General features: G+C 60.3%; 19 protein-coding genes. 5 read left to right on the top strand and 14 right to left on the bottom strand.

Features of this window, described 5'->3' with window-relative positions; translation table 11 throughout:
• Positions 1–47: 47 nt before the first annotated feature.
• The 4 genes from serS to NW860_RS10995 all read right to left on the bottom strand — a co-directional run bounded on the left by serS (position 48) and on the right by NW860_RS10995 (position 4509).
• The gene (gene serS / locus NW860_RS10980; RefSeq protein ID WP_414514167.1) at positions 48–1355 is read right to left on the bottom strand and encodes a serine--tRNA ligase; all 1308 of its coding nucleotides are present in this window, start codon (positions 1353–1355) and stop codon (positions 48–50) included.
• Positions 1356–1378: 23 nt separating this feature from the next.
• Positions 1379–2371 carry a ketol-acid reductoisomerase gene (gene ilvC, locus NW860_RS10985; protein WP_414412296.1) on the bottom strand — a complete coding sequence of 331 codons (993 nt, stop codon included), beginning with the start codon at positions 2369–2371 and terminating at the stop codon, positions 1379–1381.
• 70 nt (positions 2372–2441) lie between these two features.
• Positions 2442–3869 carry a glycosyltransferase family 2 protein gene (locus NW860_RS10990; protein ID WP_414514169.1) on the bottom strand — a complete coding sequence of 476 codons (1428 nt, stop codon included), beginning with the start codon at positions 3867–3869 and terminating at the stop codon, positions 2442–2444.
• 178 nt (positions 3870–4047) lie between these two features.
• Positions 4048–4509 (bottom strand): YlqD family protein, encoded by a 462-nt coding sequence (locus tag NW860_RS10995; RefSeq protein ID WP_414405981.1) that lies wholly within the window; start codon positions 4507–4509, stop codon positions 4048–4050.
• Between the two features lie 266 nt (positions 4510–4775).
• Here NW860_RS10995 and hemC point away from each other — a divergent pair, with 266 nt between their 5' ends.
• The gene (hemC, locus tag NW860_RS11000; RefSeq protein WP_414514172.1) at positions 4776–5756 is read left to right on the top strand and encodes a hydroxymethylbilane synthase; all 981 of its coding nucleotides are present in this window, start codon (positions 4776–4778) and stop codon (positions 5754–5756) included.
• 994 nt (positions 5757–6750) lie between these two features.
• Here hemC and NW860_RS11005 read toward each other — a convergent pair.
• The 4 genes from NW860_RS11005 to NW860_RS11020 all read right to left on the bottom strand — a co-directional run bounded on the left by NW860_RS11005 (position 6751) and on the right by NW860_RS11020 (position 12272).
• Positions 6751–8160, bottom strand: a complete 1410-nt coding sequence (locus NW860_RS11005; RefSeq protein WP_414514174.1) for a DUF2157 domain-containing protein — start codon at positions 8158–8160, stop codon at positions 6751–6753.
• 49 nt (positions 8161–8209) lie between these two features.
• Positions 8210–8989 (bottom strand): phosphoribosylaminoimidazolesuccinocarboxamide synthase, encoded by a 780-nt coding sequence (gene purC / locus NW860_RS11010; protein ID WP_414514176.1) that lies wholly within the window; start codon positions 8987–8989, stop codon positions 8210–8212.
• Positions 8990–8998: 9 nt separating this feature from the next.
• The gene (locus NW860_RS11015; protein WP_414514177.1) at positions 8999–10405 is read right to left on the bottom strand and encodes a sugar transferase; all 1407 of its coding nucleotides are present in this window, start codon (positions 10403–10405) and stop codon (positions 8999–9001) included.
• A 142-nt stretch (positions 10406–10547) separates the two neighbouring features.
• Entirely contained in the window at positions 10548–12272 is a 1725-nt protein-coding gene (locus NW860_RS11020) for an electron transfer flavoprotein (RefSeq protein WP_414514179.1), read from the bottom strand.
• A gap of 358 nt (positions 12273–12630) precedes the next feature.
• Between NW860_RS11020 and NW860_RS11025 the strand changes: the two genes are divergently transcribed.
• Both NW860_RS11025 and NW860_RS11030 read left to right on the top strand, forming a co-directional pair.
• Positions 12631–14052 carry a DUF2079 domain-containing protein gene (locus NW860_RS11025; RefSeq protein WP_414514181.1) on the top strand — a complete coding sequence of 474 codons (1422 nt, stop codon included), beginning with the start codon at positions 12631–12633 and terminating at the stop codon, positions 14050–14052.
• A gap of 148 nt (positions 14053–14200) precedes the next feature.
• A complete protein-coding gene (locus NW860_RS11030; RefSeq protein WP_414514183.1) occupies positions 14201–14677 on the top strand; it encodes a bis(5'-nucleosyl)-tetraphosphatase in 477 nt (158 codons plus the stop codon).
• 20 nt (positions 14678–14697) lie between these two features.
• Here the strand turns inward: NW860_RS11030 and NW860_RS11035 are convergent, their stop codons facing one another.
• From NW860_RS11035 to mrdA, 4 genes are all read right to left on the bottom strand, one after another.
• Positions 14698–15609: a hypothetical protein gene (locus NW860_RS11035; protein ID WP_414514185.1), complete on the bottom strand. Its 912-nt coding sequence runs from the start codon at positions 15607–15609 to the stop codon at positions 14698–14700.
• Positions 15610–15777: 168 nt separating this feature from the next.
• Positions 15778–16959 (bottom strand): pyridoxal phosphate-dependent aminotransferase, encoded by a 1182-nt coding sequence (locus NW860_RS11040; RefSeq protein WP_414514187.1) that lies wholly within the window; start codon positions 16957–16959, stop codon positions 15778–15780.
• 60 nt (positions 16960–17019) lie between these two features.
• A complete protein-coding gene (locus NW860_RS11045) occupies positions 17020–17328 on the bottom strand; it encodes an HU family DNA-binding protein (protein WP_414393879.1) in 309 nt (102 codons plus the stop codon).
• A 280-nt stretch (positions 17329–17608) separates the two neighbouring features.
• Positions 17609–19501, bottom strand: a complete 1893-nt coding sequence (mrdA, locus tag NW860_RS11050; RefSeq protein WP_414514190.1) for a penicillin-binding protein 2 — start codon at positions 19499–19501, stop codon at positions 17609–17611.
• A gap of 148 nt (positions 19502–19649) precedes the next feature.
• Here mrdA and NW860_RS11055 point away from each other — a divergent pair, with 148 nt between their 5' ends.
• The gene (locus NW860_RS11055) at positions 19650–20864 is read left to right on the top strand and encodes a lipopolysaccharide biosynthesis protein (protein ID WP_414514191.1); all 1215 of its coding nucleotides are present in this window, start codon (positions 19650–19652) and stop codon (positions 20862–20864) included.
• A 153-nt stretch (positions 20865–21017) separates the two neighbouring features.
• Positions 21018–22277, top strand: a complete 1260-nt coding sequence (locus tag NW860_RS11060) for a serpin family protein (RefSeq protein ID WP_414514193.1) — start codon at positions 21018–21020, stop codon at positions 22275–22277.
• Between the two features lie 3 nt (positions 22278–22280).
• Here NW860_RS11060 and NW860_RS11065 read toward each other — a convergent pair whose 3' ends face one another.
• Positions 22281–24062 carry an NFACT family protein gene (locus NW860_RS11065; protein ID WP_414405994.1) on the bottom strand — a complete coding sequence of 594 codons (1782 nt, stop codon included), beginning with the start codon at positions 24060–24062 and terminating at the stop codon, positions 22281–22283.
• Between the two features lie 84 nt (positions 24063–24146).
• Positions 24147–24716: a DUF3727 domain-containing protein gene (locus NW860_RS11070; protein ID WP_414393870.1), complete on the bottom strand. Its 570-nt coding sequence runs from the start codon at positions 24714–24716 to the stop codon at positions 24147–24149.
• Positions 24717–24881 lie beyond the last annotated feature (165 nt).

The following is a 24881-nucleotide window of genomic DNA, read 5'->3' on the forward strand; positions in this document are numbered from 1 at the left end:
GCCTCGGCAGCGCCCTTCCTTCCTGAACAAGAAGTCTATAGAAAGGCTCAGGGAGCACTCTGGAGAGTGCCGTCTTCTGTTAGGAAGCGAGGGCTTAGAAAAGGACGCAGCGCCTGGGGAATGCGGATCGAGCCGTCTGGCTGCTGGTGATTTTCCAACAGAGCGGCTAGAGTCCGTCCCACCGCCAAACCGGAGCCATTGAGGGTGTGGACGAAGTGGGTACCCTTTTGCCCAGCCTCTTTGTAGCGCAGGTTGGCGCGGCGGGCTTGGAAATCCCAGCAGTTGGAGCAACTGGAGATCTCGCGGTAGCGGTTTTGGGAGGGGAACCACACTTCCAGATCGAAGCAGCGGGCCGCCGAAAAACCGAGATCGCCGGTACACAGCTCCACCACCCGGTAGGGCAGCTCCAGCATCTGTAAGATGGCCTCAGCATCCTGCACGAGTTTTTCGTGCTCGGCCTCCGATTGCTGGGGATGGGTAATCTTGACTAACTCTACCTTTTGAAACTGGTGCAGCCGGATTAGGCCCTTGGTGTCCCGGCCATAGCTGCCGGCTTCGCGGCGAAAGCAAGGTGTGTAGGCACAAAAATAAAGCGGCAGACGTTCGGCCGGGATCACCTCATCCCGGTACAGGTTCGTGAGGGGCACTTCTGCCGTTGGGATTAGCCAGAGGTCGTCCTCAGCACAGCGAAAGCTCTCTGAGGCAAACTTGGGCAGTTGCCCTGTCCCCTCTAAGGCGGCGCTGTTGACCAAAAAAGGAGGGATCACCTCGGTGTAGCCAGCGGCAATGTGGCGCTCCAGCATCATGGCAATCAAAGCCCGCTCCAGAGCTGCTCCTGCCCCTACCATGGCCACAAAGCGGCTCTGGGCTACCTTGACGGCACGGCCAACCTCCAAGAGGCCCAGCTTCTCGGCAATCTCGTCATGGGGAAGAACGGGGTGGGTAGGTTTTAGCGCATCCCCCCAGCGGCGCACCTCCACGTTTCCCGTCTCATCCTGGCCCACCGGCACGTTGGGTAAGGGCAGATTGGGCAGGGTGAGGAGAAGAGTCCGTATCTCCTCCTCCAGCTCCCGCTCCCGCTGCTCCAGCTGGGCAATCTCAGCCTTGAGATCTGCTCCTTGCTGCCGCAGGGCCGTCACTTCCGCTCCCTGGGGATCCGCCCCCTGCCGGATGAGCTCGCCCACTTTCTTGCCCAGGCTGTTGCTTTCGGCCTGCAGAGCAACGCGCCGGGTCTCCAACTGGCGCCGCTTGCCATCCAGCTCTAGGATCCTGTCCAAATCGGCGACGGCCCCGCGCTTGTTCAGGGCTTGGCGCACTTCTTCCGGGCGATCCCGCAGCAGCTTTAGATCCAGCACAAGACCTGCCTAGCAAGAACTTCTTACTTTTTCAGCCAGCTAAACATGGCCCGCAGCTCCTTGCCCACTTTCTCAATGGGGTGCTCGGCCTCGCGGCGGCGCATCGCAGTCAACACGGGTTTACCTGCCTGGTTTTCTAGGACAAACTCGCGGGCAAACTGGCCACTTTGGATCTCAGCAAGGATGCGCTTCATCTCGGCACGGACTTGCTCCGTGATGAGGCGGGGGCCACGGGTGTAGTCGCCGTATTCCGCCGTGTTGGAGATGCTCTGGCGCATTTTCTCCAGCCCCCCCTCGACGATGAGATCCACAATTAACTTAACTTCGTGCAGGCACTCGAAGTAGGCCAGCTCCGGCTGATAGCCTGCTTCCACCAACGTCTCAAACCCCGCTTTGATCAGGGCCGTAAGGCCGCCGCAGAGCACCACTTGCTCGCCGAAGAGATCGGTCTCGGCCTCTTCCCGAAAGGTGGTCTCGAGGATGCCAGCTCGAGTGCCGCCAATTGCCTTGGCATAGGCCATGGCCCGCTCCCGCGCCATCCCGGAGGCATCCTGATAGACAGCAAAGAGACAGGGAACCCCCTGCCCCTCTAGGTAAGTGCGCCGCACCAGGTGACCAGGGCCTTTGGGAGCCACCATGATGACATCGATATCCGGGGGGGGTTGAATCTGGCCAAAGTGGATGTTGAAGCCGTGGGCAAATAGAAGCACCTTGCCCGGCCGCAGATGGGGGCGGATCTCGCTTTGGAAGACAGCCTTTTGGACTTCATCCGGCAAGAGGATCATCACCCAGTCAGCAGCAGCAGCTGCATCGGCCACCGTCTTGACGGTCAACCCCTCCTGCTCGGCTTTGGGCCAAGAGGGGCTGCCGGGGTAGAGGCCGACGAGGACGTTGACACCGCTGTCGCGCAGGTTGAGAGCGTGGGCGTGCCCCTGGCTGCCGTAGCCAATGATGGCCACCGTCTGGCCGTTTAGGAACTCTAGGTTGGCGTCGGTATCGTAGTAGAGGCGAGCCATACTTAGGCTGGGTAGGGAGTAGCTGCGTTTGAACTAGGATACCAGGATGGCAGGGAAAAACAGAGCAGGTTCAGTGGCCATAGTGAACGGTCTTCACCCACCTCAGCCGTTTGGGTTGCACACACATCCGAGCCGTGGTGACAATCATAACCGGCAGCCAGTGGAGCATGTAGAGCAACCCCAGGACCGTACGCCACCACAGTTGCCACCCGCGTAGCCCCTCCACCTGGCGTAGGCCGCGATAGAAGGCCAGGGTCAGGGATCCCATAACTAGAGCGTTCAGGGGAAGCAGCACTGAGGAGTGGCCCGTCAACAGCACCCAGAGGGTATCGGGAACCAAAGCCATGGGCAGCAGATACTGGGAGATAAAGAAAGCCCAGAGATCAACAGTCTTGGCCATGCCTAGGCGCCCGCTGAGGACCCCTGGCCAATAGTCAAGGTAACGCTGGTAACCCCCTTCTGCCCAACGACAGCGCTGGTACCAAAGGCTTTTCCAAGAGGTAACCCCCTCTTCGACAATAGCGGGCTCGGTGAGGAAGGCAATATCCACCCCTGCCAGGTGGAGCTTCAAGGTGAGGTCCAGGTCGTCGGTGAGGGTGCTTTCGTTCCAGCCGCCGCACTTTTCCAGAACATCCCGCCGTACCAACTGGCCGTTGCCCCGCAGTTCGCCAATACCCCCGATGAGTACCCGCTGCTGTTGCAAGTAGGCATCGGAGGCCATCTCTGCCACCTGGCCCAGCGTCCAGAAGTTGACGTCGGGGTTGCTCAGGGCTTTGCGCACCTGTACAGCACCTACTGCCCGCCGACCGGGACGAGGAGGCTGAGCAAATAAAGGCAGGGTGCGAACCAGTAGATCCGAGGGCACAATGGCGTCGGCATCACAGACAAGGATAATCTCTCCCTGGGTCAGGGGGAGGACCTCGTTAAGGGCGCCAGACTTGCCGCCCCCTCGCCCTGGGGGCCGCCGGTAAACTCGGAGGTGCGGCAGCCATTTTTGGGCCTCCTGCAGGATGTCTGGGGTGGCATCGCTGCTGGCGTCATCAATGGCCCAGAGCTCTAGATGGCTGCGAGGGTAGTCCAGCTGGCTAAGGCTGTGCAGCAGCCGCGGTAGCACAGCGCTCTCGTTTTTGGCCGGGATCAGCACCGTTACCCGCGGCAGAGGTGGCTCCTGCAAGGCCAAAGCCTCTGAGGGAAGGTTGGGAGATCCCTTGTCAACCTCGTCTCCAACTGGGGTTTCCAGGGGGTGAAGCCGCAAGGGAGGCGGCGGCTCTGCCGGCTGTAGGCGAAACAGGCGGTTGACGTGGATAACCATGAAGGTAGCTAGGCCAACAGTAAGCCAACGGGCCACGGCTACCTGATGCATCAGGCTCACTACCCCCCACACCATCGCCAAAACTAGCAGAGCTTTAAGCCGGCGGCGCTGGGCTGAGGTGAGCAACCACTCGGGGAGATCCAGATCCTCAAGGGGAACCGCCTCTGACCAGACAAACTCAGACATGGGGAGTATCTTGTCGAACAGCTTTGCCCAAATCAACCGGCTTGCCTAAACCTAGGCCTGGCGGCTGTTCAGAGGTCGTTAATAGTCACCACCGGGTTGCCACCGAGTTGGGCTGAAAACCTAAGCTCCTGGGCTGCCACCCCTGCAGCAAGGGATCCCTCCTGCCCCAATGGGGAGCTCATGGGTTGCCACGAATTTCCTTGATGACCCCATCTTCAAGCAGGATCTCCACCTGCATTTTCTGAATCAGGTTGTCTCCCTTTTGCACGTAGAAGAAGCTCTCCACGCTGCCCTGCAGCACCTCCTGGTTCAGTTCCAGGTCGCTCAGTTGGTTGAGCTGCTGGAGCAACTGGTTTTTCTGATCCAGGAGCCTAATCTTTTGCTCGTTCACGCGGCTTTTCACTGCTTCCACCTGCTGGAGCACCTGAGGGCTATTGGGGTTAGGGCTTTGCTTTTCGATTTCGGCAATGGCCCGCTTACCCTGAAACTCCAGTTGCTGTATCTGAGCATCGGTGGCTTCAATCTGCCGCTCCAATTGCTCCCGCATTTCTTTCTTCCAGAGGGGGGTGACCACCACCTTAACAGGGATGGTGCGCTTGAGCAGTAACTGAGTGCCGTTGCCGACGTTGTTTTCTTCCATAAGACCTATGCCAGGCAGATGACCAAGCAGACGGGGAAATCTCCCCTCAAAAACTCTGGACTTGGGGAAGAGAAGCTCAACCGACTAAATCCTCTCCTGCTGAGCCGGCGAACTCACCTACTTTATCCTACCGGCTGGGATCCCTGCAGTAAAGTCTGGGCTAGGGGCAATGGCAGCTTTGGTTAAGGATCTTGAAGGTCGCTGCCCTGCGGCGGCGCGAAGTCAGTTAGCGTGAAAAGACGGTGTTCTCGGATTTTGCAGCAGCCATGAGCGAACTGGCTCCCTTGCGGCCCTCGGCAGGGGCTGCCCAGCCAGTGCGGATCGCCTCCCGCAAAAGCGAGCTGGCTTTGGCCCAGACCTACTGGGTAATGGGACAGTTGCAGGCCCACCATCCAGGATTGCCGCTGGAGCTGCACACGCTTTCCACCCAGGGAGACATCATCCTAGATGTGGCGCTAGCCAAAATTGGCGATAAGGGCTTGTTTACCAAGGAGTTGGAGGTCAGTCTGCTCAACGGCAGCAGCGATCTGGCAGTGCACAGCCTCAAGGATTTGCCCACCCGTTTGCCAGAGGGCCTGGTACTAGGAGCGATTACGCAGAGGGAGGATCCTTTGGACGCGCTGGTGCTGCGGGAGGAGCTGCGTGGCTACCAACTGGCCACCCTGCCCGAAGGGACGGTGATTGGCACTTCGTCGCTACGGCGACTGGCCCAACTGCGCCACGCCTTTCCCCACTTGCAGTTTAAGGACGTGCGGGGCAACCTCAACACTCGCTTGGCCAAGCTGGAGCGGGGGGAGTACGATGGCCTGATTTTGGCGGTGGCCGGCCTAAAGCGGCTGGGCAAAACCGACCGGATCCACGAGGTGCTGGATCCCAGTGTGTCCCTGTACGCCGTTGGCCAGGGATCCCTGGGGCTCGAGTGCCGGCAGGGGGACGAGCGGATTCTGGAGCTCATCCGACCCTTGGCTGATGCGGAGGCGACAGCCCGCTGTTTGGCCGAGCGAGCTTTCCTGCGGGCGCTGGAGGGGGGCTGTCAGGTGCCCATCGGCGTCCACAGCCAAGTTCGAGGGGAAGAGCTGCACCTGACCGGCATGGTGGCCGACCTAGAGGGGCGACGGCTCATCCGCGATACCCAGACGGGATCCACCGCCGATCCGGAAGCGGTTGGGGTGGCCCTGGCGGAGAAGCTGAAGCAGCAGGGAGCCGACGAGATCTTGCAGGAGATCTTTGCCCAGGCTCGCTGCTAAATTCTCTTGGCTAGCTCTCGGGAAACTGGCCAAGGGAAAGAAAAACGGCAGGGAGAGTTTTAGATCCCCCCCTCTGCCGTTACTGCTGCCAAGGACTTGCCTCAGATAGGGAACTCACATTCACAGCAGCAGTAGTTGAGCTCCACCTTAGCTTCCAAGACAGCCGTGTCGTCTTGAACCACCAACGTAACCGTGTTGTTGGCAACTTCAGCGGGCGAGAGCGTTAGGGTTTTGGTAAAAGTCTGAGCTGTCGAACTAACAGGTGAAGCGTATAGGAACCCCCATTGAGTTAGAGTGCCGCCGTTATATTATACACGTAGTACTTGTCGTTGCCCGCATCCGGAGAACTGTTGCTGCTAGCCGGCAAATTGTTGCGGTAGGCAAACGTCAGAGTACCTCCCAGCCGGCAGCCTGCTTTACAAGGAGGATTCCACTGAAAAGTGTGAGCAAAGACTTTATCTGGGTTTGGTTCTGACCAGTTGGTAGTTCCATAAGGACCCTGGAGATTGCTCCAAATGGTGGCTGGAATCTCTGGCTGCAAAGGAACAGCGGGGCTGGGTGGCGGAGCCTGCAGCCTCACCGACTGCAACCTCATGGGCCGAGGGCAGGGGAGCGTGGGCAACGGTCTTGGAGAGGGGAGAATGGGGATCTGGCGGAACAGCTCATCGATGGCCTCAGTTTCGGGAACAGGGGAGGGCGCGGGTTCTGGAGTCCTGGGCCTTGCTGGCACAGCCGGCCTTGGAGCTTGCGCTACCGGAAAGTGCCCCCGAAACAGATCTCTACCAGAGGCAATCGAGGAAGGGCCATAGCTCCAGAAACCAAAAGAGACTAGAGCCAGTATACCTAGGCCCAGGCCTGTTTTTTTCATTGACGTTCTCCAAGAAACTTTCTACCAACAAAGACTTTTTAGAGAAGAGTAAGTTCCCTAAGTGTCGCGATTTTTTGTAAACTTCTCTTGACTCTTGAGCTCCTGAGAAAGCCAAAGGAAAGATTCCTAGGCATTGAAGATACGTCTCTCAAACTTCAGCCCCAGCCAGATCACGCCGATCCCACAGACCACCAGCACCGCCGATTTGGTCATCAGGTTGGTCTGGTACTCGAAAAAGCGGGTCAGCACCACCAAGGTCAGGCCCAATAGCCCCTGCCAGAAGCGGCTCCGCCGCCCCTGCTGCAGCCCTTCCCAGCAGAGCACTGCCGACAATCCCACGAGCAAAAGGGTCACGATCCAGGGAGCAAAGAAGGCCAAGGCTACCTTTGCGGTTAGGTTCAAAGGCAGGGCGCTGCGGATCCCCAGCAAAAGCGCCAAGGCAACCAGAGAAATCAGAACAGCAGCATCCTTCAGCCAAGCAGAAACGGGCTGGGAACTCTTTGCCTGCCAGCCCTGCCACCAGCTCCAACCGGCTAGCAATAGCAATCCTGCTGCCGACAGGCCCGCCCAGGGATCCACAGTTTGGACTAAGGGTACAGGTTTGAGATCCCGGTCCCAAAGCTCACGAAAGCTCCAGAGGTAGAGGAGAAAGCCCAACCCCAGGAAGGCCAGCCCCTCCGCCGTCGGGCCCAGATCCAAGCCTTGCTCCTGCTCGCCCTCCTGGCCATCTTCTCCGGTCAAGATCTGGCCTAGCCACTGCCCACGGCGTTGGTGCCAAAAGCCCAGCCCCCAGACGACAGCAAGACCAAGCAGCAGCCAGAGGGTCAAGCTTTCTGCAGACCCGTCCCAGCGCCCTGCCAACCTTTCTAGCGCCAGGCCGAAATTCACCAATGCCAAAGCCAAGATCCAACGGGAGCGGCACCCATAGGCAAGGGGCAGCAGTAGGCCAAGGGCCAGCCAGGGGTAGAGAGGATCCAGAGCCGAGCCGATCCCCTCCTCCCACAGGGTAGTTATCCCAGCCAGGGCGAATAAGAGACAGGCCAAGATGCCGCTGGGGGTGTGGACCAAGCTGTAGGCCATGGCCAGGCTGCCCAGCCCCCAGGCCAAGAACAAGCCCGCCGGGGATCCCCCGATTTGAACCCACTGGGCCGTCAGGCCAACGGCAGCCCCCAAAGACAGCTCGCCGGCAATCAACAAGGCGCTGCCCAAGCGCGGGGAGCCCTGCTGCCTAAGCCGAAAGCCGGCCCCCTGCAGCCCCAGCGTGAGAGCCAGGGATCCCAAGGCTCTGGCCCAGCGGGGAATGGCGTCCCAGTTGGCGGCCACGAAGGAGATCGCCCCCAAGCCCACTAGCACGGCGCCAAACAGCAGCAGCAACAGGGTAAAGCGGCTGCCGGCTGTTCGCGGCAAGCTCTCTAGCTGGTAGTACTCCCGCAGGCGATCCCGTTGCTCCGGCTGGATTAGCCCCTGCTCCACCCAGGTGTCCAGTAGATTAGCCAGTTGACGGCGGAAGCGGTCGTCGGGGCGGGGAGAAGTCACAGGGGATCCCGTCAAGGTGCCGGGTGTAGCAGGGTATGTCGCCAGTATTCTAGCCCCCACCCCCAACCCCTTTCCCAAAGGGAGAGGGGAGATTGGGATCCGTAACCTGGAGCACCCGCTGCAGCACCTCTTGGTAGCCGGCTGCCGGATCGCCGAGATCAAAGCGAAAGAGGTCTTTATCCAGCACTCGTGGCTCAGCTCCCTCTAGATCCCAAAGACGGCAGGTGTCGGGGCTAATCTCGTCGGCTAGCAGGATCTCTCCCTTCTCGTCCAGGCCAAACTCCAGCTTAAAGTCCACCAACTCTAGGCGGCAGCTTCGCCAGAAAGCCTGCAGATGGTTGTTGATGGCCAAAGCCAGGGATCCGAGGCGCTCCACCTGCTCCGGCGTGGCCAACTGCAATAGGCGGATGTGATCTGGGGTCACCAAGGGATCCCCCAAAGCATCGTTTTTGTAATAGAACTCCACCAGCGGCGGCTGGATAGGAAGCCCCTGATCCAGGCCCAGGCGCTTGCAGAGGCTGCCAGCAGCACGGTTGCGCACCACCACTTCCAAAGGCAGGATCCGCAGGGCGCGCACCTGCATCTCGGTGGGGCCGGTCTGGGCCAAGAAATGGTTGGGGATCCCTTGCCGCGCCAGGTAGGCAAACACCCGGCTAGAGACGGTGCAGTTGACCTCCCCCTTGCCGGCGATAGATCCCCGCTTTTGGGCATTAAAAGCCGTGGCGTCGTCTTTGTACTGACAGAGGTAAACCTGGGGATCGGCGGTGCGGTAGACCCGTTTGGCTTTGCCCTCGTAGAGGAGCTCTTGGGGCGTGGGCAAGGAGGACATGAGCAACCCCTAATATCCGTTCAACCGTCCGCAGATCCCTTGCCAGAGGGTGATGGCCAGGATGCGCAGATCCAGCCACAGAGACCAGTTTTGCACATAGTAGAGATCATACTGGGTGCGGCGGGCAATGCTGGTGTCTCCCCGCAGGCCGTGGATCTGGGCCCAGCCGGTGAGGCCGCTTTTCACCAAGTGCCGATCTGGATACTTGGGGATCTCCTGGCTAAACTGCTCCACGAAGTAGGGCCGCTCGGGGCGGGGGCCCACCAGGCTCATTTCCCCCTTCAAAACGTTCCAAAGCTGGGGAAGCTCGTCCAGATTGGTGCGGCGCAAAAAGGCTCCTATCTTGGTTCGGCGCGGATCCCCAGGGCGCGTCCAGCCCGGCTGGCCAGAGGCTTCGGCGTCCACCCGCATGGTGCGGAACTTGGCAATCCAAAAGCGCCGCCCGTCCAAGCTTACCCGCTCCTGCCAATACAGGATGGGGCCAGGGCTGCTGCAGGCCACCAGCAGAGCGATGACCAGGAAGAGCGGGCTAAGCAACACCAGACCCAGGGAGGCCCCTAGGATATCTACAGCGCGCTTGAGGAAACGGTTGTGGGCATAGCGCAGAGGGGGCTGCCGCAGCGTCAGCAGCGGGATCCCATCCAGAGAGTGGAACTGGAGGTTAACGGTTAAGAAGCTGAGAAGCTCTGGCACCAGGCGCACTTGAACGGAGAGGGCTTGCAAGCTCAGCAAGAGGGGCGCAGAGGCCAACTGGGGCTGCCCAAACCACACCTCCTGGATCTCAGGGTGAGCCTGTACATAGGCCACCAGATGAGCGGGCTCAAGCCGCTCCAGCTTCTGCAGAGGCCCCGGCTCTGGCGCCGAGGGATCCCCAGCCACGGCCCAAGCCTTGATCTCGAACCCCAAGGCCGGACAGCGCTCTAGCCGCTCCAGCACCTCGGCCAAAAGCAGTCCGGATCCCACCCAGATGACCCGTCGCCTCCCCTGACCGCGGGCGTATAGCCAGCCCATGCCCAGCCGCAGCGCTGCCCGCATTACCGTCAAGCCGAGCAGAGCCAGCAGGCCAGCATAGCCTACCACCAAGCGTGAGAGCGAGACGGAGCGCACGAAGAAGGCCCCTGCCAGCACCAGGCCAAAGGTCACCCCCAGCCCCAGCAGCAAGCTGGCCCATTCCTCGAAGCGAGATAGGCGCTTTGATTCGCCGTATCCTCCCAAACCGGCCTGAACGCCCCAGTAGCTGAGAACGGTCAGCAACCCCAAGCCAGCGTAAACATCCCACGGCAAAAGTTGGTGAGGGCCTAGGCTGCGCAGCCAGTAAGCTGCCCCGAAGGCCAGCCAAATACAGAGCCCATCCCCAAAACAGGCCAAGGGCACCCACAGGTGGTGCGGATCTAGGCTCAGGGTGTAGCTACCCAAAAAGGGCCCCGTCCTCCTCCAAGAGGACTGCCTCTGGCTAAAGGGATTGGCCAAGAACTGTCTCCTCTAGAGTCCAGACTGGGATTCTAGTGGTTGGCCGTCCCAACTGGCCAGAGAGCTGCCCTAGCCAACCTAGAGGACACTACAGCCCGTAGAAATCGGGGCCGGATCCCTCGTAGCTGGGGTTAACCCGCAAGTTGAGATAGGGGCAGACAATCTCGCAGGTGCGGCACTGGATGCAGTTTTCCAAAGCCATGGCGTGGGAGCGGAGGCCGTTGCGTTCCCGGATGTGGTGGACTTCTGCCGGGCAATCGGCCACGCAGGGGGTAGGGCGGTTAAGTTGGTCGTAGGTGGCAATGCACTGGCGGCAGGTGTCGGCGCTAAACTCGAGGATATGGCGGTTGCCTTCGGGGTAGCGGGGATCCGCAAAAAAGACGGCCTCGGATCGCGAGAAATAGCCCGCTCGAGTGGTCAATGTTTCGGGATCCACAACGCTGGGGGCCACAAAGTCCGCCTGGATGGCGGCATGGGGGGCCACATATCCCCGTGGGGGTGGCTCGCTGGCGCTGACCCGTCCCGTCAGCAGGGTATAGGCACGCAGGAGTTCCCTACCGCGACGCACGGGATCCTGCAGGCCCCAGCGCAGGGATCCCAGCCAAGGGTGGCCGGCATCCACGCTGCGGCAGATCTGGGGCAGGTACGCTTCCAGCAGATGGGGGTTTTCCAAAAAGGCCTCCCGGAAGTAGCGGCTACGGTAGAGATCTTGGCCAACGGAGCTCTCCACCACCGCCTTTTGGTAGGCCTCTTGGATCCGCAGATCTCCTTTCAAGAAGCCGTCGTGAATGAGGCCCGCTGCTAGGTAGCCGGTCTCCATGGCGTTGTTGATCCCGGCCAGGCTGCCCACATCCAGCACCCCCAGGGCATCGCCCAAGAGCAAGGCCCCTTCGACGCCAAAGCGGGTGGGCAAGCTGTAGTAGCCCCCTTCGGGAATGACAGCCGCCCCGTACTTGAGCAACTTGCCGCCAGCAATCAGGGACTGGATCCAGGGGTGGGCTTTGAACTCCTGCAGGCGCTGCTGCGGGTTGAGGTTGGGATTTTTGCTGTCGAGGCCAATGATGAGGCCCAGAGCCAGGCGGTTATCTTTGAGACCATAGACAAAGCCGCCGCCAAAGCTGCCATCCAAAACGGGGTAGCCCAGGGTATGCCACACCTGCCCCTGCAGTGAGCCAGGAATCTGCCACAGCTCCTTGACCCCCACTGACCACAGTTGCGGGCGGGGGCGCAGGTGAAACTTTTCGATCAGGTCCTTAGAGATAAACCCCTTGTCGCCAAAACAAGTGAGCTCGGCAAAGACACAGTCTTCATAAACCTGGCCGGAGTCGCTCACCCGCACCCCAATGACTCGCTCCCCCTCATAGAGGATCTCATGGGCAGCAAAGCCAGGGAATACGTCCAGGGTGACGTTGGGGATCCCTTTAGCCTTTTCTTGTAGGGTTTCGGCCAGCCAGCGAATGACATGGCTGAGGGTGAGGATGAGCTGCCCCTGTTTGCGCAACCCCTTTGGGATCACTGCCTCTGGCAAGTCCCACCGTTCCTGGGATCCCAATATGCTCAGGTGGCTCACCTCCACCCGCCCCTCGTGGGGAAATCCTTGGCTCTCAAAATCCGGGAAAAGCTTGGCAATCACCTGGGGGCTGCAGATAGCGCCACTGACAATGTGCCCACCAAATTGCCGGGCTTTTTCCAAAATGGCAATGGAGATTTTAAGCCCAGAGAGCTTGGCTAGATCCAGAAGGCGATGGGCCAGGATTAGGTTCGAGCAGCTCCCCCCCACCAAAAGCAGGTCGTAGCGAATGGCTTCACCCATGCAGAATTCCCACCCAGCGGCTTTGGATGGCCTGCCTGTATCCTAAAGAGAGGCGGTGGAAAGAAAGCAAAACTTTAGACCTTCTCAAGCTTCTGCGCTGCCTCCACAGCCGAGACAATGGCCAACTCTCCTTCTCATCGGTGGACGGTCGCGGTGCCTCTTCTAGCAAGACTGTCGGGGTTTTTCCTCAGACTTCGGGCCAAGCTGTCTGCACTGCCGTCTGGGTTCAAGCAATCCCTAGCTTTTGCGATGGCAATACGGCTTCGGTGGGTAGAACCGACAGTTCGTTGGCAGCAACTGGATCTGCTCCGGTGGGATCCCCCAGTCTTGGCGAGTGTTGAAGGATCGTCCTCTGCCTATGTCTTTGTTGGCAATGCTGCTCTGCGCTTTCTTGGCTCTTTTGAGCTGCAGCGTTGTGCGGCATCACTTATTTCAGTCGGGCGGCTACGACCTCGGAATTTTTGACCAATCAATTTATCTAATTAGCCGTGGAGAAGTTCCTTTTTCCACCATCCGAGGGATCCACATCCTCGGAGATCATGCGGCCTTCATCCTATATCCCATCAGTTTCTTGTACCGCATTGTCCCCTCGGTTTATTGGCTGTTCGGCATCCAATCTCTGGCGCTAACTTTGGGAGCGCTGGCCGTTTACCATCTTGCGCTCCGGGCCGAGATTGATCCGGGGAAGGCGAAGACCATTGCCGCCGCCTATCTTCTCTACCCGGCTATCTTTAACGCCAACCTTTTTGATTTTCACCCAGAAGTGTTGGCCGTTCCCCTTTTTTTGGCAACTATACTCTGCATTCGCTCTGCCAACCTGTGGGGGTTCTTGCTGTGCCTGAGCGGTATCCTTGGCTGCAAGGCAGTGTTGTCTCTCAATGTTGTTGCCCTGGGAGTTTGGCTACTGCTTTTCGAAAGCAGGCGAATCCAGAAGCGCTGGCAACAGCGCTACCAGGTGGCCGGCTGGGTGGCCATAGCGTTAGGTTCAGCCTGGTTTGGCATAGCCACTTTTTGGGTTATCCCTCACTTTAGCGGCAGCGAGCCAGCGGCCATCTCCCACTATAGCTATCTGGGCAGCTCTGTTTCTGAGATCATCCAAAACTTGGTGCTCAAGCCAACATTAGTCTTGGGCAAATTCTTCTCTCTCGATACCCTATTCTATGGATTTTTGTTGATTATCCCCGTGGCCTGGGGGCTTTCTTGGCGCCACTGGGATCCCTGGATCCCTGCTCTGCCAACTTTAGGGCTGAACATTCTCTCCAGCAATCCTGCCTATCGGGATCTGGTGCACCAGTATGCGCTGCCTGTTGTCCCCTTCTTATTTCTGGCTATTATTGAAAGGATGAAAACGCCTTGCTTTCAAGCTCGCTTTGCCAAGAAAGCGGCCCTGACCTGGTCGCTGCTGGCTTTTCTGGCTCTGGGCAAATACACTTTTTTCGGATCTATCTATCTCCAGTCTCTCGACACTTGGCAGGCCACTCGAGAGGCCCTTGCCCAGATCACCACTCAAGGGGGCGTTCTCACCACCCACGAGATCTGCCCCCACCTCACCCACCGGCGGGTTATTTACTTTACCGACGAAAGCCGCTTTAAGGGATCCCCCCCTGACCAATGGGATCCCTTTGATTATGTGCTACTGAACAGCCGCCATCCGGGATGGCGCAGCAGCCTAGAGTTCTCCCATGCTCTGATCCGAGCTTTACAAAATGAAGCCTCGTTTCGACTGCTCTACCATCGCGATGGGGTGTACCTGTTCTCCAGGCTACGGGAAAAACCTTAGGCTTAGCCTGCTGCTCTCAGGGGCCAAGAAGCTCAGCTCAGAATCCCAAACCCCACCGACCAAGAAGAGGGTGGGGAGACGAGCAGCTGACATCCTCCCTCTTTGCTGAGGCCTAGGATTTGGGGGGCAGGAAAGCTAGAATCTTTTCATGCTGACGGATGCTGCCTACGGCGTGATCCCAGTGCTTCCCCTCCCACCTGCCCAGGGATCCCATCTCTATCTGCTTATCCAGCACCAAAAGGGGCACTGGGCCTTCCCCAAAGGACACAAAGATGAGGGTGAGAGCGAGCTGGCGGCAGCCCAGCGGGAGCTGCGCGAGGAAACCGGCCTGACCGAGTATCACTTTCTAGTGTTGCCGGGCCAGTCCGAGCCTCTATCGCTGCAGGAGACTTACACCTTCACCGATTCCGCCGGGAATGCCGTGGCCAAGACCGTTACCTACTACGTCGCTCTCCTGCCAACCCAGTTCCCTCCCCCTGAGCTACAGGTTCAACCAGAGGAGGTGGCTGCCTACCGCTGGTGCTCCTACGCCGAAGCTTTGGAACAAATGACCTTTGAAGAAAGCCGCCAGCTTCTACGCCGCTGCCAAGCTTATCTAGAAGAGCTGTGGGGAGGCCAAAGGTGATTGCAACTCAACGGCCCAAGCTACTGCTCGACAATCGTGACGTTAAAGCCCTGATTTTTCAAGGTCTCGGCATGGTAGCGGGCATATTCTAGTTGTGCAAAGGCTGCTACCTGTACAAACTTTTGGCCGTTCACCTCTTTAACAAAGGCGTCACGGGCAATGCGGCGAGCCTGCGCCAAGCTCTCCTCCCCAGAGTAGGTGGTCAGCACCAAGAAAGTGCCCTCGCCGCGGTTTGGCCCCAGCGAGTCGGGATCGCTGCCGGTCAAAGGTACCGCCCGGGGCAGCTTGTCTTGGGAGGGACGCTCCAGGCTAGCTGCCAATTTCTCCACCCATGTCTCCTGGCTGGGAGGAGTTTGCAGGCTATCCAGCGGGTTGGGGACATTTTCAAGGGGCTCAACTTGCAGTTCCTCCACCGAAGGAGTGGTCAACCCCAGCGCTAACTCAGGGGGAGTCACCCCACCTGAATACGACTCTTCCCCCACCTCGGGAATCAGGGGTAGCTGGGCCAAGTCCACCAAAGCAAGTTTCTTTTCAGCTTTGGGCAGCGACAGATCCTCTGGCCAGAGTAGCCAGCGCACCCCAAAGCCAATCCCCACCCAAGAGAGCACCCAAACCAGCAAAGCCACCAGGGGCGAAACTCCTCTAGAAGGGCGGGGCACTTCTTCTTCCTCTAAATCTTCCACCACCTCTTGGATCAGCACAGGCAAAGGAGGGTGGATGGGAAGGCCGCTAGCGGACTGGCTCCCCCGCAGCCGTGAGATGGACTCCCGGCGCTGTAAACGCGGCCAGAGACGGAAATGTTTCCCTTCTTTGGGCGGATCCAGATGCAGACGGCTAGGGACTTCCGAAAGCGTTCGTTGGGGCGTCAGCTGCGTTTTCTGAGGCGGCGGCAGGGGCTGAGTAGGATCTGAGTGAAGTGGAGAAAAGTCCATAGATAACCTACCCTCCCTCGCTTAGGAACCAGTATGCAAAGCCAACCTCACACTCTAGCCGTTGACAGCTTGACAGCAGGACTGGGGCAAGGGACAGAGACAACGCCATTAATACCATGCCACAGAGCTGAGGCCGGCCTCTAGAGCTTGGCCCCAAAGAAGCCCCTATCAGTCAATGGGTGCTATAGGAGAGAGATTTTCCAGGATCTCCCAACAGGCCGAGAGCAGGCGCTCTTGCTCCGGCAGAGTTCTTAGGCCAATACGCAGATAGCGATCCCCCAGCTCTGGGAAGCTTAGGCAATCCCGCACCAGGATGCGGTACTGCCGCAGCAGCTGTTCTTGAAGCTGCGTGGCGGAGAGGGGGCAGCGCACCAGCACAAAATTGGCTTGGCTGGGCCAGGGATCCCAACCGGGCAGCGCCTGCAGACCTCTGAGCAGATGCTCGCGGGCCCTGGGCAACCACATCAAGGTGCGCTGGCGAAAGTCCGCGTCAGCCAAAGCCGCTGCCGCCGCCACTGCCGCCAAGCCATTGACGCTCCAGGGATCCCGCCACTGCCGCCAGCGTCGCCAGCGCTCCGGATGGCCCACTGCAAACCCAATGCGCAACCCGGGTAAAGTAAAAAACTTGGTCAGCGAGCGAATGACAAGGGTGTTAGGGTGGGCCTCAAGGTAGGGGATCAAGGTTTGGCTGCGGGGCAAAGGGGCCACTGACCCGCTGGGGCAAGCAGCTGCAGCGCAGAGATCAATTGGATCTTGCGGCGCGTCTCCCGGGAGAAAGTCCATAAAAGCCTCATCCACCACCACCTGCTCAAAGTGGGGTAGAAGAGGCAGAATGGCCTCCCGCGGGATCAGCTGGCCCGTCGGGTTGTGGGGATTGTTTAGCCAGAGCACCCGGCCTCTCTTGTTGCCAGGGATCCCTTCTGGCAGCAAAGCAGCAGTGGGCGATCCCGAACAAGACAGCCAATCCAGCGGCTTGATCACGGCACCTGCTGCCCGCAGTGCCCGCTCATAGTCGCCAAAAGCGGGACGGGGCAGCCATACCTCTAGCCCCTGTGCCTCCCGAGCAGCCCAGGTCAGCAATTCCGCCGCCCCGTTGCCGACAAAAATCCACTCCGGGTCGACTGACCAGCGCTGCGCCAAACAAGCGCGTAGCTCTCGATAGTCGGGATCCGGGTAGCAGCTGATGGCAACTGGGTCCGGTGCCGCCAGCGCTCGAACTAGGGCTTGCACAACCGACTGCGGCGGGCCCAGGGGGTTGAGGCTGGCGGAAAAATCCACGATGGCCTCAACCGGGCAACCAGCAATCGCTGCTGCCCAAGCTCGGTGGCCACCATGTCGAGGCCGTTGCACGCTAATCCCCTCAGGACTCCCTCCCGCCTATGCGAACGGGACCTGGCCTAACCCAGCGGTTCAAGACCTGTGGCCAGCTGCCACCGCATCGCGAAAAGCTTTGCCGGCGGTGAAAGTGGGGACAACGCTGGCGGGAATCACCATCTTCTCGTTGGTTTTCGGGTTGCGGCCTTCCCGTTCTTTGCGCTTGCGGGCCTCAAAGGAACCAAAGCCCACTAGGGTGACCTTTCCTTTGGGTTCTCCGTTTTCATCGCGGGAGGCAACCTCTTCCACGATGATCTCCAAGGCTGCCGTCAAGACAGCCTCAGCCTCTTTTTTGGTTACGTTAGCGCGATGAGCGACGGCTTCCACAAGCTCTGCCTTGTTCATCCTGGTCTCCTCAATGAGCTGCTCAGAGAAGTTGTGGCTGTAGGAGCAGGGCTAGCCTTGTGCCAGGGCACAGCCGCTGCCGACGATAGGATTGTAGCCATTTGGCTCCAAATCACTGACCTATTTTACAGCCAACTTAGGCTAGAAGCCGGCTAGAGAAGGAGCTTAGGGACTCCCTCGTGCTAACCCAATCGAGGAGCAGAGCAGAATTTTTTGAACACAAAGGTAGCACTGAGATCATGCTAATGCTCTCCTAGCAAAGGGTGGAGCTGGGGTATCACTAGTTGCTTTGGAAGTAAGCCCGCATCACCTCGCGGAAGATCGGAGCTGCCCGGGATCCACCCCCGCCGCCACTGTTTTCTAGAAAAACCACGACCACCAACTCAGGCCGATCGTAGGGAGCGTAGCCGACAAACCAGGCGTGGGAGCGCCGCGGCGGATCCTCAGCGGTGCCAGTTTTGCCTGCTACGGGAGGAAAGCCTGGGCCCAGGTTGGCGTTGCCGCCGGTGCCGTAAACTACCACATCCCGCAACCCCTGCTGCAGGATCTGCAAGGTGGCAGGGGAGAGACCCACCTTCTGTCGCAGGGGCACAGGGCTTTCCGGGATCACCTGCTGGGAGAGCAAGGGACGAACCCGCCAGCCACCGTTGGCTACCGCTGCCGTCACCACTGCCATCTGCAGCGGCGTGGCGGTGACAAATCCTTGCCCGATGGACATGTTGACCGTATCGCCCACATACCAGGACTCCCGCCAGTGGCGCTGTTTCCACGCGGCATCGGGCACCAGCCCAGCAGCTTCCCCTTTGAGGCCAATCCCGGTAGGCTGGCCTAACCCAAAGCGGCGCGACCATTCTTGCAAGGGGGCGGCCTTGGTGCCTAGAGCAATTTGGTAGAAAAAGGTGTCGCTGCTGTAGGCTATCGCCTGACGGTAGTTCAGCCGCCCAAAGCCGGCGCGGTTCCATTCCCAGAAGCGCCACCCGCCTACGCTAATGTAGGGAGCCGTCTGCAGCACCGTATCCGGAGGGAAGACCCCCGACTCAATCCCGGCGGCAGTGGTGATGATTTTGTAGGTGCTAGCAGGGGGATAGGGCCGCAGGGCGCGGTTGAGGAAGGGAAAATCCTGCTTTTGCAGGCTCTCCCACTGCGCTTGGGTGATGCGGCCAGAAAAGAGGTTGGGATCAAAGGTGGGATAGCTGGCCATAGCCAGGATCGAGCCGTCGCGGGGAACCATGGCGACCACTGCTCCTTTCTGCTGGCCCAGGGCTCGCTCTGCCGCCTGCTGCAGTCGCACGTCCAGCGTCAGCTGCAGGGTTTTGCCCGGCTGAGGAGGCTGTTCGCCTAGCACCCGCAGCACCTTTCCCACGGCGTCCACCTCCACCTGGCGCCCACCCCCCTGGCCGCGCAGATGGCTCTCAAACAGTTCCTCCACCCCCATCAGGCCGACAATGTCCCCCAGGCGATAGCTGGGATCGGCTCGCAGCTGCTCTGGGGGGATCTCGCCGGTGTAGCCCAGCAGGTGAGCGGCCAAGCTGCCGTGGGGATAGAAGCGTACCGTCTCCGCCTCCACCATCACCCCTGGAAGTTCCCGGCTTCTCTCCTCCAGCCGAGTTACCACCTCGGGGCTGGCGTTGCGCAGGATGCGCACAGGGAATGGGGAGCGATAACCTGCTTGCTCCAGTTTTTGAGCAATTTCTTTGGCATCCAGGTTTAGGTACTGAGCCAGCTTGGGGATCGTCTCCTGCCAACCCTGCCGCGACTGCACCAACGGCCAGAGAAAGACCGAGTAGGACAGTTGACTACCGGCCAGCAACACGCCGTTGCGATCGACAATGCGCCCCCGTTCCGGCGGCTGGGGCAACAGGCGAATGCGGTTGGTGTCGGCCAACTGGCGGTAGTACTGGGCACGCACCAGTTGCAAGTAGGCCAGCCGCGGTCCCAGTCCTCCCCACAGCAACCCGCTAGCCAGCAAGAGCAAGGCAAGGGCTCGATAGCCTTGGCCTACTGTTTTGGCCGGGGGGGATCCCAGGCAAGGGGGGCTAGGGGACGGCGGTGGGGGAAGGACTTGTCGCAGTACGGCCGGCTTGGAGTGGGGGGAAAACAAGGCTTGAGGCTTCCGCTCCCCTAAGGCGCTGGAGCTGGGCGGGGCAGGAGCAACAGGGTAAAGTTTGGCCATGAAAAACTGCCGGAAAAAGAATGGGAGCCGACCTTGGGGCCCGCTGACGCAGCTAGGCGGACAGCCTCAGCATCTACTCAGTATCTCTAGCTTTGGCAGGCCTCGTCCAGGAAAAGCAAGGCACCGACTGCGCCAGGCAGCCTGGCTGATGCTGGGCAATGGCCTGCGCTTAGGGTTGTCTGGAGCCTATTTCGTCCTGTTGGCGCGGCTGTTGGGCCCAGAAGCATTTGGGGTGTTCTCCGCCATCTTGGCCTGCAGCAATCTAGCTGCCCCCTTTGGCTATTGGGGCCAGTCAGAGCTTCTGATCCAGCGCCTGAGCGGCCGAGGAGCCGCAGCATCTGCCCAGGAGATCGCTCCCAGCTTGTGGCTGGTCGGGCTGGGCTGCGGCGGGATAGTGCTGCTGTTAACACCTCTGCTGAGCCTTTGGCTGGTTGGGATCTCCCCCCTTGAGGTGGGCATCCTGCTGGGGAGCGACCTGCTGTTTATTGCCCTCCCCGAAGTGTACAGGGGGATCCTCATTGGGCAAGAGCAAGTTGCCGGGGTAGCCTTCATCGACACCGGCATGGCCCTAGGGCGGGTTAGCGCCGTGCTGCTGGCGATGGTTTTGGGCTGGGGATCCCTGACCCAATGGGCTATCCTCTACGGGCTAATGGTGTTGGCAGTGCTGGGGGCAATGAGCTGGAGGATGCGGCGGTGGTGCGCTCCTTCTCTTGCGGCTCTGGACTGGCAAGAGGTAGGGCCACGGCTGAGAGCAGGTTGGGACTTTGCCGTAGGGCTGGCTGCGGCAAAAACCTTCGCCGACCTAGACAAGCTGCTTTTGCCTCGCCTGGCCTCGAGCGCAACAGGGGGGCTCTACAGCGCCGCCTACCGGGTCATCAACTTCTCGCAAACGCCGATGATTGCGCTGCTCACTAGCCACTTTGCCGAGCTGTGCCGCCAGGGTCAGCAGGGCCTGCTGCAGGGCTGCCGCTACGCCCGCCAGCTTTTCCCCTGGGTGGTCGGCTATGGCAGCTTGGCTACTCTGGGGGTGGCCCTGGGATCCTACGGGATTCCTTGGCTGCTGGGATCCGCCTACCAAGAGACAGCTCTCATCCTGCGCTGGCTTAGTCCCGTCATTTTGCTAGAAGGGCTCCACCTGCTGCTGTCTCATCTGCTCACTGGCGCTGGCCTGCAAAAGCTGCGAAGCCGCCGACAACTGGCAGCCCTAGTCCTGAATGGAGCTTTGAACGGGATCTGGATCCCGGCGTGGGGGTGGCGAGGGGCAGCCCTGGCCACCTTGCTCTCGGAAGTGACCCTGGTGCTGGCTCTGCTGCTGCTAATCCGACAGGAATTGGGCCGCACCGCTGTCGCGAACGAGGACTAGAGGAAAGCCTTGGCCAGTTTGGCCGGGATCTCCTCAAGCGCAGCCACAACGGCCAGTTTGGGCAAGAGCCCTCCACCCCTAGCCCGATACCATAGCCTCAGAGTCGTTCCCCAGCCAAGAATGAGCAGATTCTCGGCAAGCCAGATCCCGCTTTTGGTTCTGTTTGGCCTGTTGCTCTTGGGCCTTTGGCCCACGCACGGGATGGGATCCCAGGAAACCCCTCTGCGGCTCCCGTTCCAGCCGACCGTGACCTACGGGGAAGGGTATGGAGAAGAGGCGGTGGCCCAGCAAGCCCAAAGTCGCTTTGCGCTAAAACTCTTCGATCACTTGCTCCGGCAGCAGCCGCGAGAGAACCTTTTTTTCTCCCCCTTGAGCATTCGCCTAGCCTTGAGCCTGCTGTACAACGGCGCTGCTGGAGAGACCCAAGCGGCAATGGCCAAGGTCCTGGAGGCCCAGGAACTCTCCCTCAATGAGTTGAACTGGACCCAGGCTCAGATGGTGCGCTGGCTGGCGGAAAGATCGCAAACAGCAGGGCCAATCCAGGTGCAAATGGCCAACGGCCTTTGGGTCGATACCACCCTCACCTTGCGGCCTCCCTTTTTGCAAGCCCTGGCCACCTATTACCAAGCAGTGGCCAATCGGGTGGAGCTGGGATCCCCTCAAACGGTGCAGGCCATCAACCGTTGGGTAGCCGAGCGCACCCAGGGCAAGATTGACCGCCTTGTGGACCGCCTCGGCCGTGAAGACAGGATGGTTTTGCTCAACGCCATCTATTTCAGGGGAAAGTGGACCCAGCCCTTCGATCCGGCCCTGACAGAGCCCCAGCCCTTCACCCGCCCGGATGGCAGCCGTGTCCGAGTGCCGATGATGGCTCAATCCGGCCGCTACGGCTACCGGGAGACCAAGCAGCTCCAGGTGGTGCGCCTGCCCTATGGGGAAGGGGAGCTGGCCCTGCTGATCCTGCTGCCGAAACCGGGAGTAAGCTTAGAAGCCCTGCGGCAGGAGCTCAGCCCAGAAACGTGGCAAGAATGGACGGGATCCCTGCCCACCCGCCCCGGCTCGGTGCGGATCCCCAAGCTTAAGCTGGCCTACGAGACCGATCTGGGGCCGGCTTTGCAGCAGTTGGGCCTGGGGATCGCCTTTTCCCGTCGGGCCGATTTCAGCCAGATGACCCCAGAGCCGACACGGGTCAGCAGAGTCTTGCACAAGGCGGCCCTCGAAGTCAACGAAGAGGGATCCGAGGCGGCAGCCGCCACTGGCGTGCTTGTCTCGCGCACCGCTCTCGACCGGCAAGAACCCTTCCAATTCGTAGCGGATCGCCCCTTCTGGTTGGCCATTGTGGCCTCGGGATCCGGCGGCAACCCGGCGGCTCAAACGCTGCTGTTTATGGGATCCGTAGTAGACCCGAAGTAGAGGCTACAACAGGGCTGGGAGGCTTTCCACAAGCAACTGAGCGCGGCTGGGGCGCCCCCACAGCACCTGCTCGTGCTTGTAGACCACCATTCCGGGGGGGGATCCCTTGGGCTTAAAGACGCATTTGGGGCGGGTATAGACCACAGGCACCTGCTCGCTGAAGCGGCCGCGGCTAAAATAGGCCGCCAAGTCGGCAGCCGCTTGGAGATCTTCGCTTTCGGCCACCGCCCCTGGAGGCAGGCGCAACAGCACATGGCTGCCCGGGATCTCCTGGGCATGGAACCACCAGTCCTGGTCTTGGGCGACGCGAAAGGTCAGCCGCTCATTTTGCCAGTTGTTGCGCCCCACCCAGATAGAAAAGCCACTGGGGCTAGTGAAGCGATAGGGGTTGAAGCTGGCTGAGGAGGCCCGCCTAGATCCCTCTAGCCGGCTGGGGCTTTCTAGGTAGCCTTGCTGAATCAGCTCCGCCTCAATTTCCTGGAGGACGGCCAAGTCCTGGGGCTCGCGGTAGGCTTCTAGCTGCTGCAGGGACGCTTCCACCTGCTCTAGGTAGCGGATCTCTTGCGCTACAGCTTCTAGCAAAGGTCGGACAGCCTCCTGGGCTCGCTTTTGTTTGCGGTGCTTGCGGTAGTAGGCCTGGGCGTTGAGAACAGCGTTTTTCTCCGGATCCAGGGGGATCTTGACCCTCTGGCCGCTGGCAAAATCCGGCAGCTCAATCGAGCTCAGCCCTGGCCGCCAGAGGTGGAGATGGGCCATGAGGAGATCGGCAGCCTGCTTGGAGGCTTCGGCCTGGGCCGAGTCGGCCAACATCTTCTCAAAGTGCTCGCGCCGCTGGCGGAGTTTTTTCAGCAGGGCAGCTAGCTTTTGCCCCAGACGCTGCCGCTCCCGCTCAAAGCGTTCGCGGTTGAGCTGGGCTTGGTAGTAGGTTTCAAGGAGCTGGTGCAAGTTGGGCTGAACGGGATCCCCGCTGGAGCCCCCCCAGCCGAGAACAGTGTACCCCTGGGGGGTGAGTGCCGGCTCAAACCGGCCTGTTTCCAGCCGAGCCAGCCAGTCCTGCCACCAAAAAAACAGGGCCTGCCACTCCTGAGGCGAGAGTTGGTTGCTGGGGGTTTGGGGTGGGATCCCGGCCTGCAGGCACATCGCCTCTGCCAAATGCCGGCTGAGGCCACGGTAGCCGCGCAGCAGCCGTTGACTGATGGGGCCAGGGATCAAGGCAAGGCGCTCCTGCCACTGGGAGAAGGGCTCGGCTTGGTGCGGGATGGGATCGCTGAGGGCAGGGGGAGCTTCGTAAAGTAGACCCGGCTGCACGGGGCGAACCCGCGACTGCCGCTCGCTGACCCCGTGGCCACAGGCCAAGATCACGCCTCCCTCGTCCACCAGGATGGCATTGCTGTACTTGCCCATGACTTCCAGATAAAGGTGGCGTTGGGGGGGATCCCCAGGGCGAGGGCCAAAGCGAAAGTCAATCACCCGCTCCCATTCGTCCAGCAGCGCCAGCTCTGTCAAGGCCAAGCCCCGCAGGTGCCGCTGCAGGTGTTGGCCAAATGGGAAGTCCTCTGCCTCCTTGGGGGGAGCCTGACAGAGGTGAACTCGGGCCGCCTGGGGATGCCAAGACAGGAGCAAGCAAGGCCGGGCCGTGAGGGTGCGCAGGCCAATCACCACTGTCCAGAGATCCGTCTGCTGGATCCACTCCACGCGGGCAGGCAGCAAGGGATCCCCGCCGGCCTCAGCCCGTTTGAGATCCGCCAGCACCGCCCGGAGGGTGGTCAGGTCAACCGGTTGCATCCCTGCTGCTCCTTATAGGGCGAGCTAAAGTCTAGGCGCCCTGCCACCGCCAGCAGCTCAAAGCCGCAGGGAGAGAGGCGTCACCTACTCCTCATCCTCGCCCGCCTCGTCTAGATCCAAGAGCAGCGCACTAAGCTGATTGAAAAGAGCAGGAGAGTCCTCTGGATCCAGCAGGTAGGGATCCCCCTCGTCGGGCAGGGCGACGTAAATGAGCGGCGGCTCAAGGGGGGTAAAAACGCCGTACTTTTTGTCCTGGTGGAAGAAAGTAGCCAACAGTTGGAACTCCTGGGCCTCTTCCTCGCTTTCGCCCAGCTCAAACACATCTTCCTCTTCCACGGGGGGCAGCTCTCCCTGCACCGTCAGGATGTCAAAGCCGTTTTGCTGCAGGGTCAGGTTCAACTCCCCCAAAACCGCTTGGAGGGTGGGGAGAGCCGCCTGGAGCTCCTCGGGATCCGGCTCATCCAGGATCCCTTCCATCTCTGCATCTCCATTCTGCCCGGGCTCCTCCTCCCACACCAGCACTTTGATGACGGCATCCAGGGGGGTGGCCAAGGCATAGACCTGATCCTCAATGACCACCCGTCTTAGCACCTCGCACTTGAGAGGCTGGTTTTGCTCGTCGCGGAGCTCCAGGGTTTCGCAAGACTTAGCCATGGAAAACAGCCCAGATTGACATCCTCCCCACCCTCCTGGCTTGCCAAAGCCCACTGCCCACCCAGGCAAACCCGTAGCAGTAGGGCGAGGCTTCTTCTTGATTCTACTGGTTGATTCTACTGGGACAACAGCTAGTTTAAGCTTGTTCCGTGGCGCCTTTTGGGT

It is taken from the genome of Synechococcus sp. F70.1 (genome assembly GCF_047502745.1).
Taxonomy (GTDB): domain Bacteria; phylum Cyanobacteriota; class Cyanobacteriia; order Thermostichales; family Thermostichaceae; genus Thermostichus.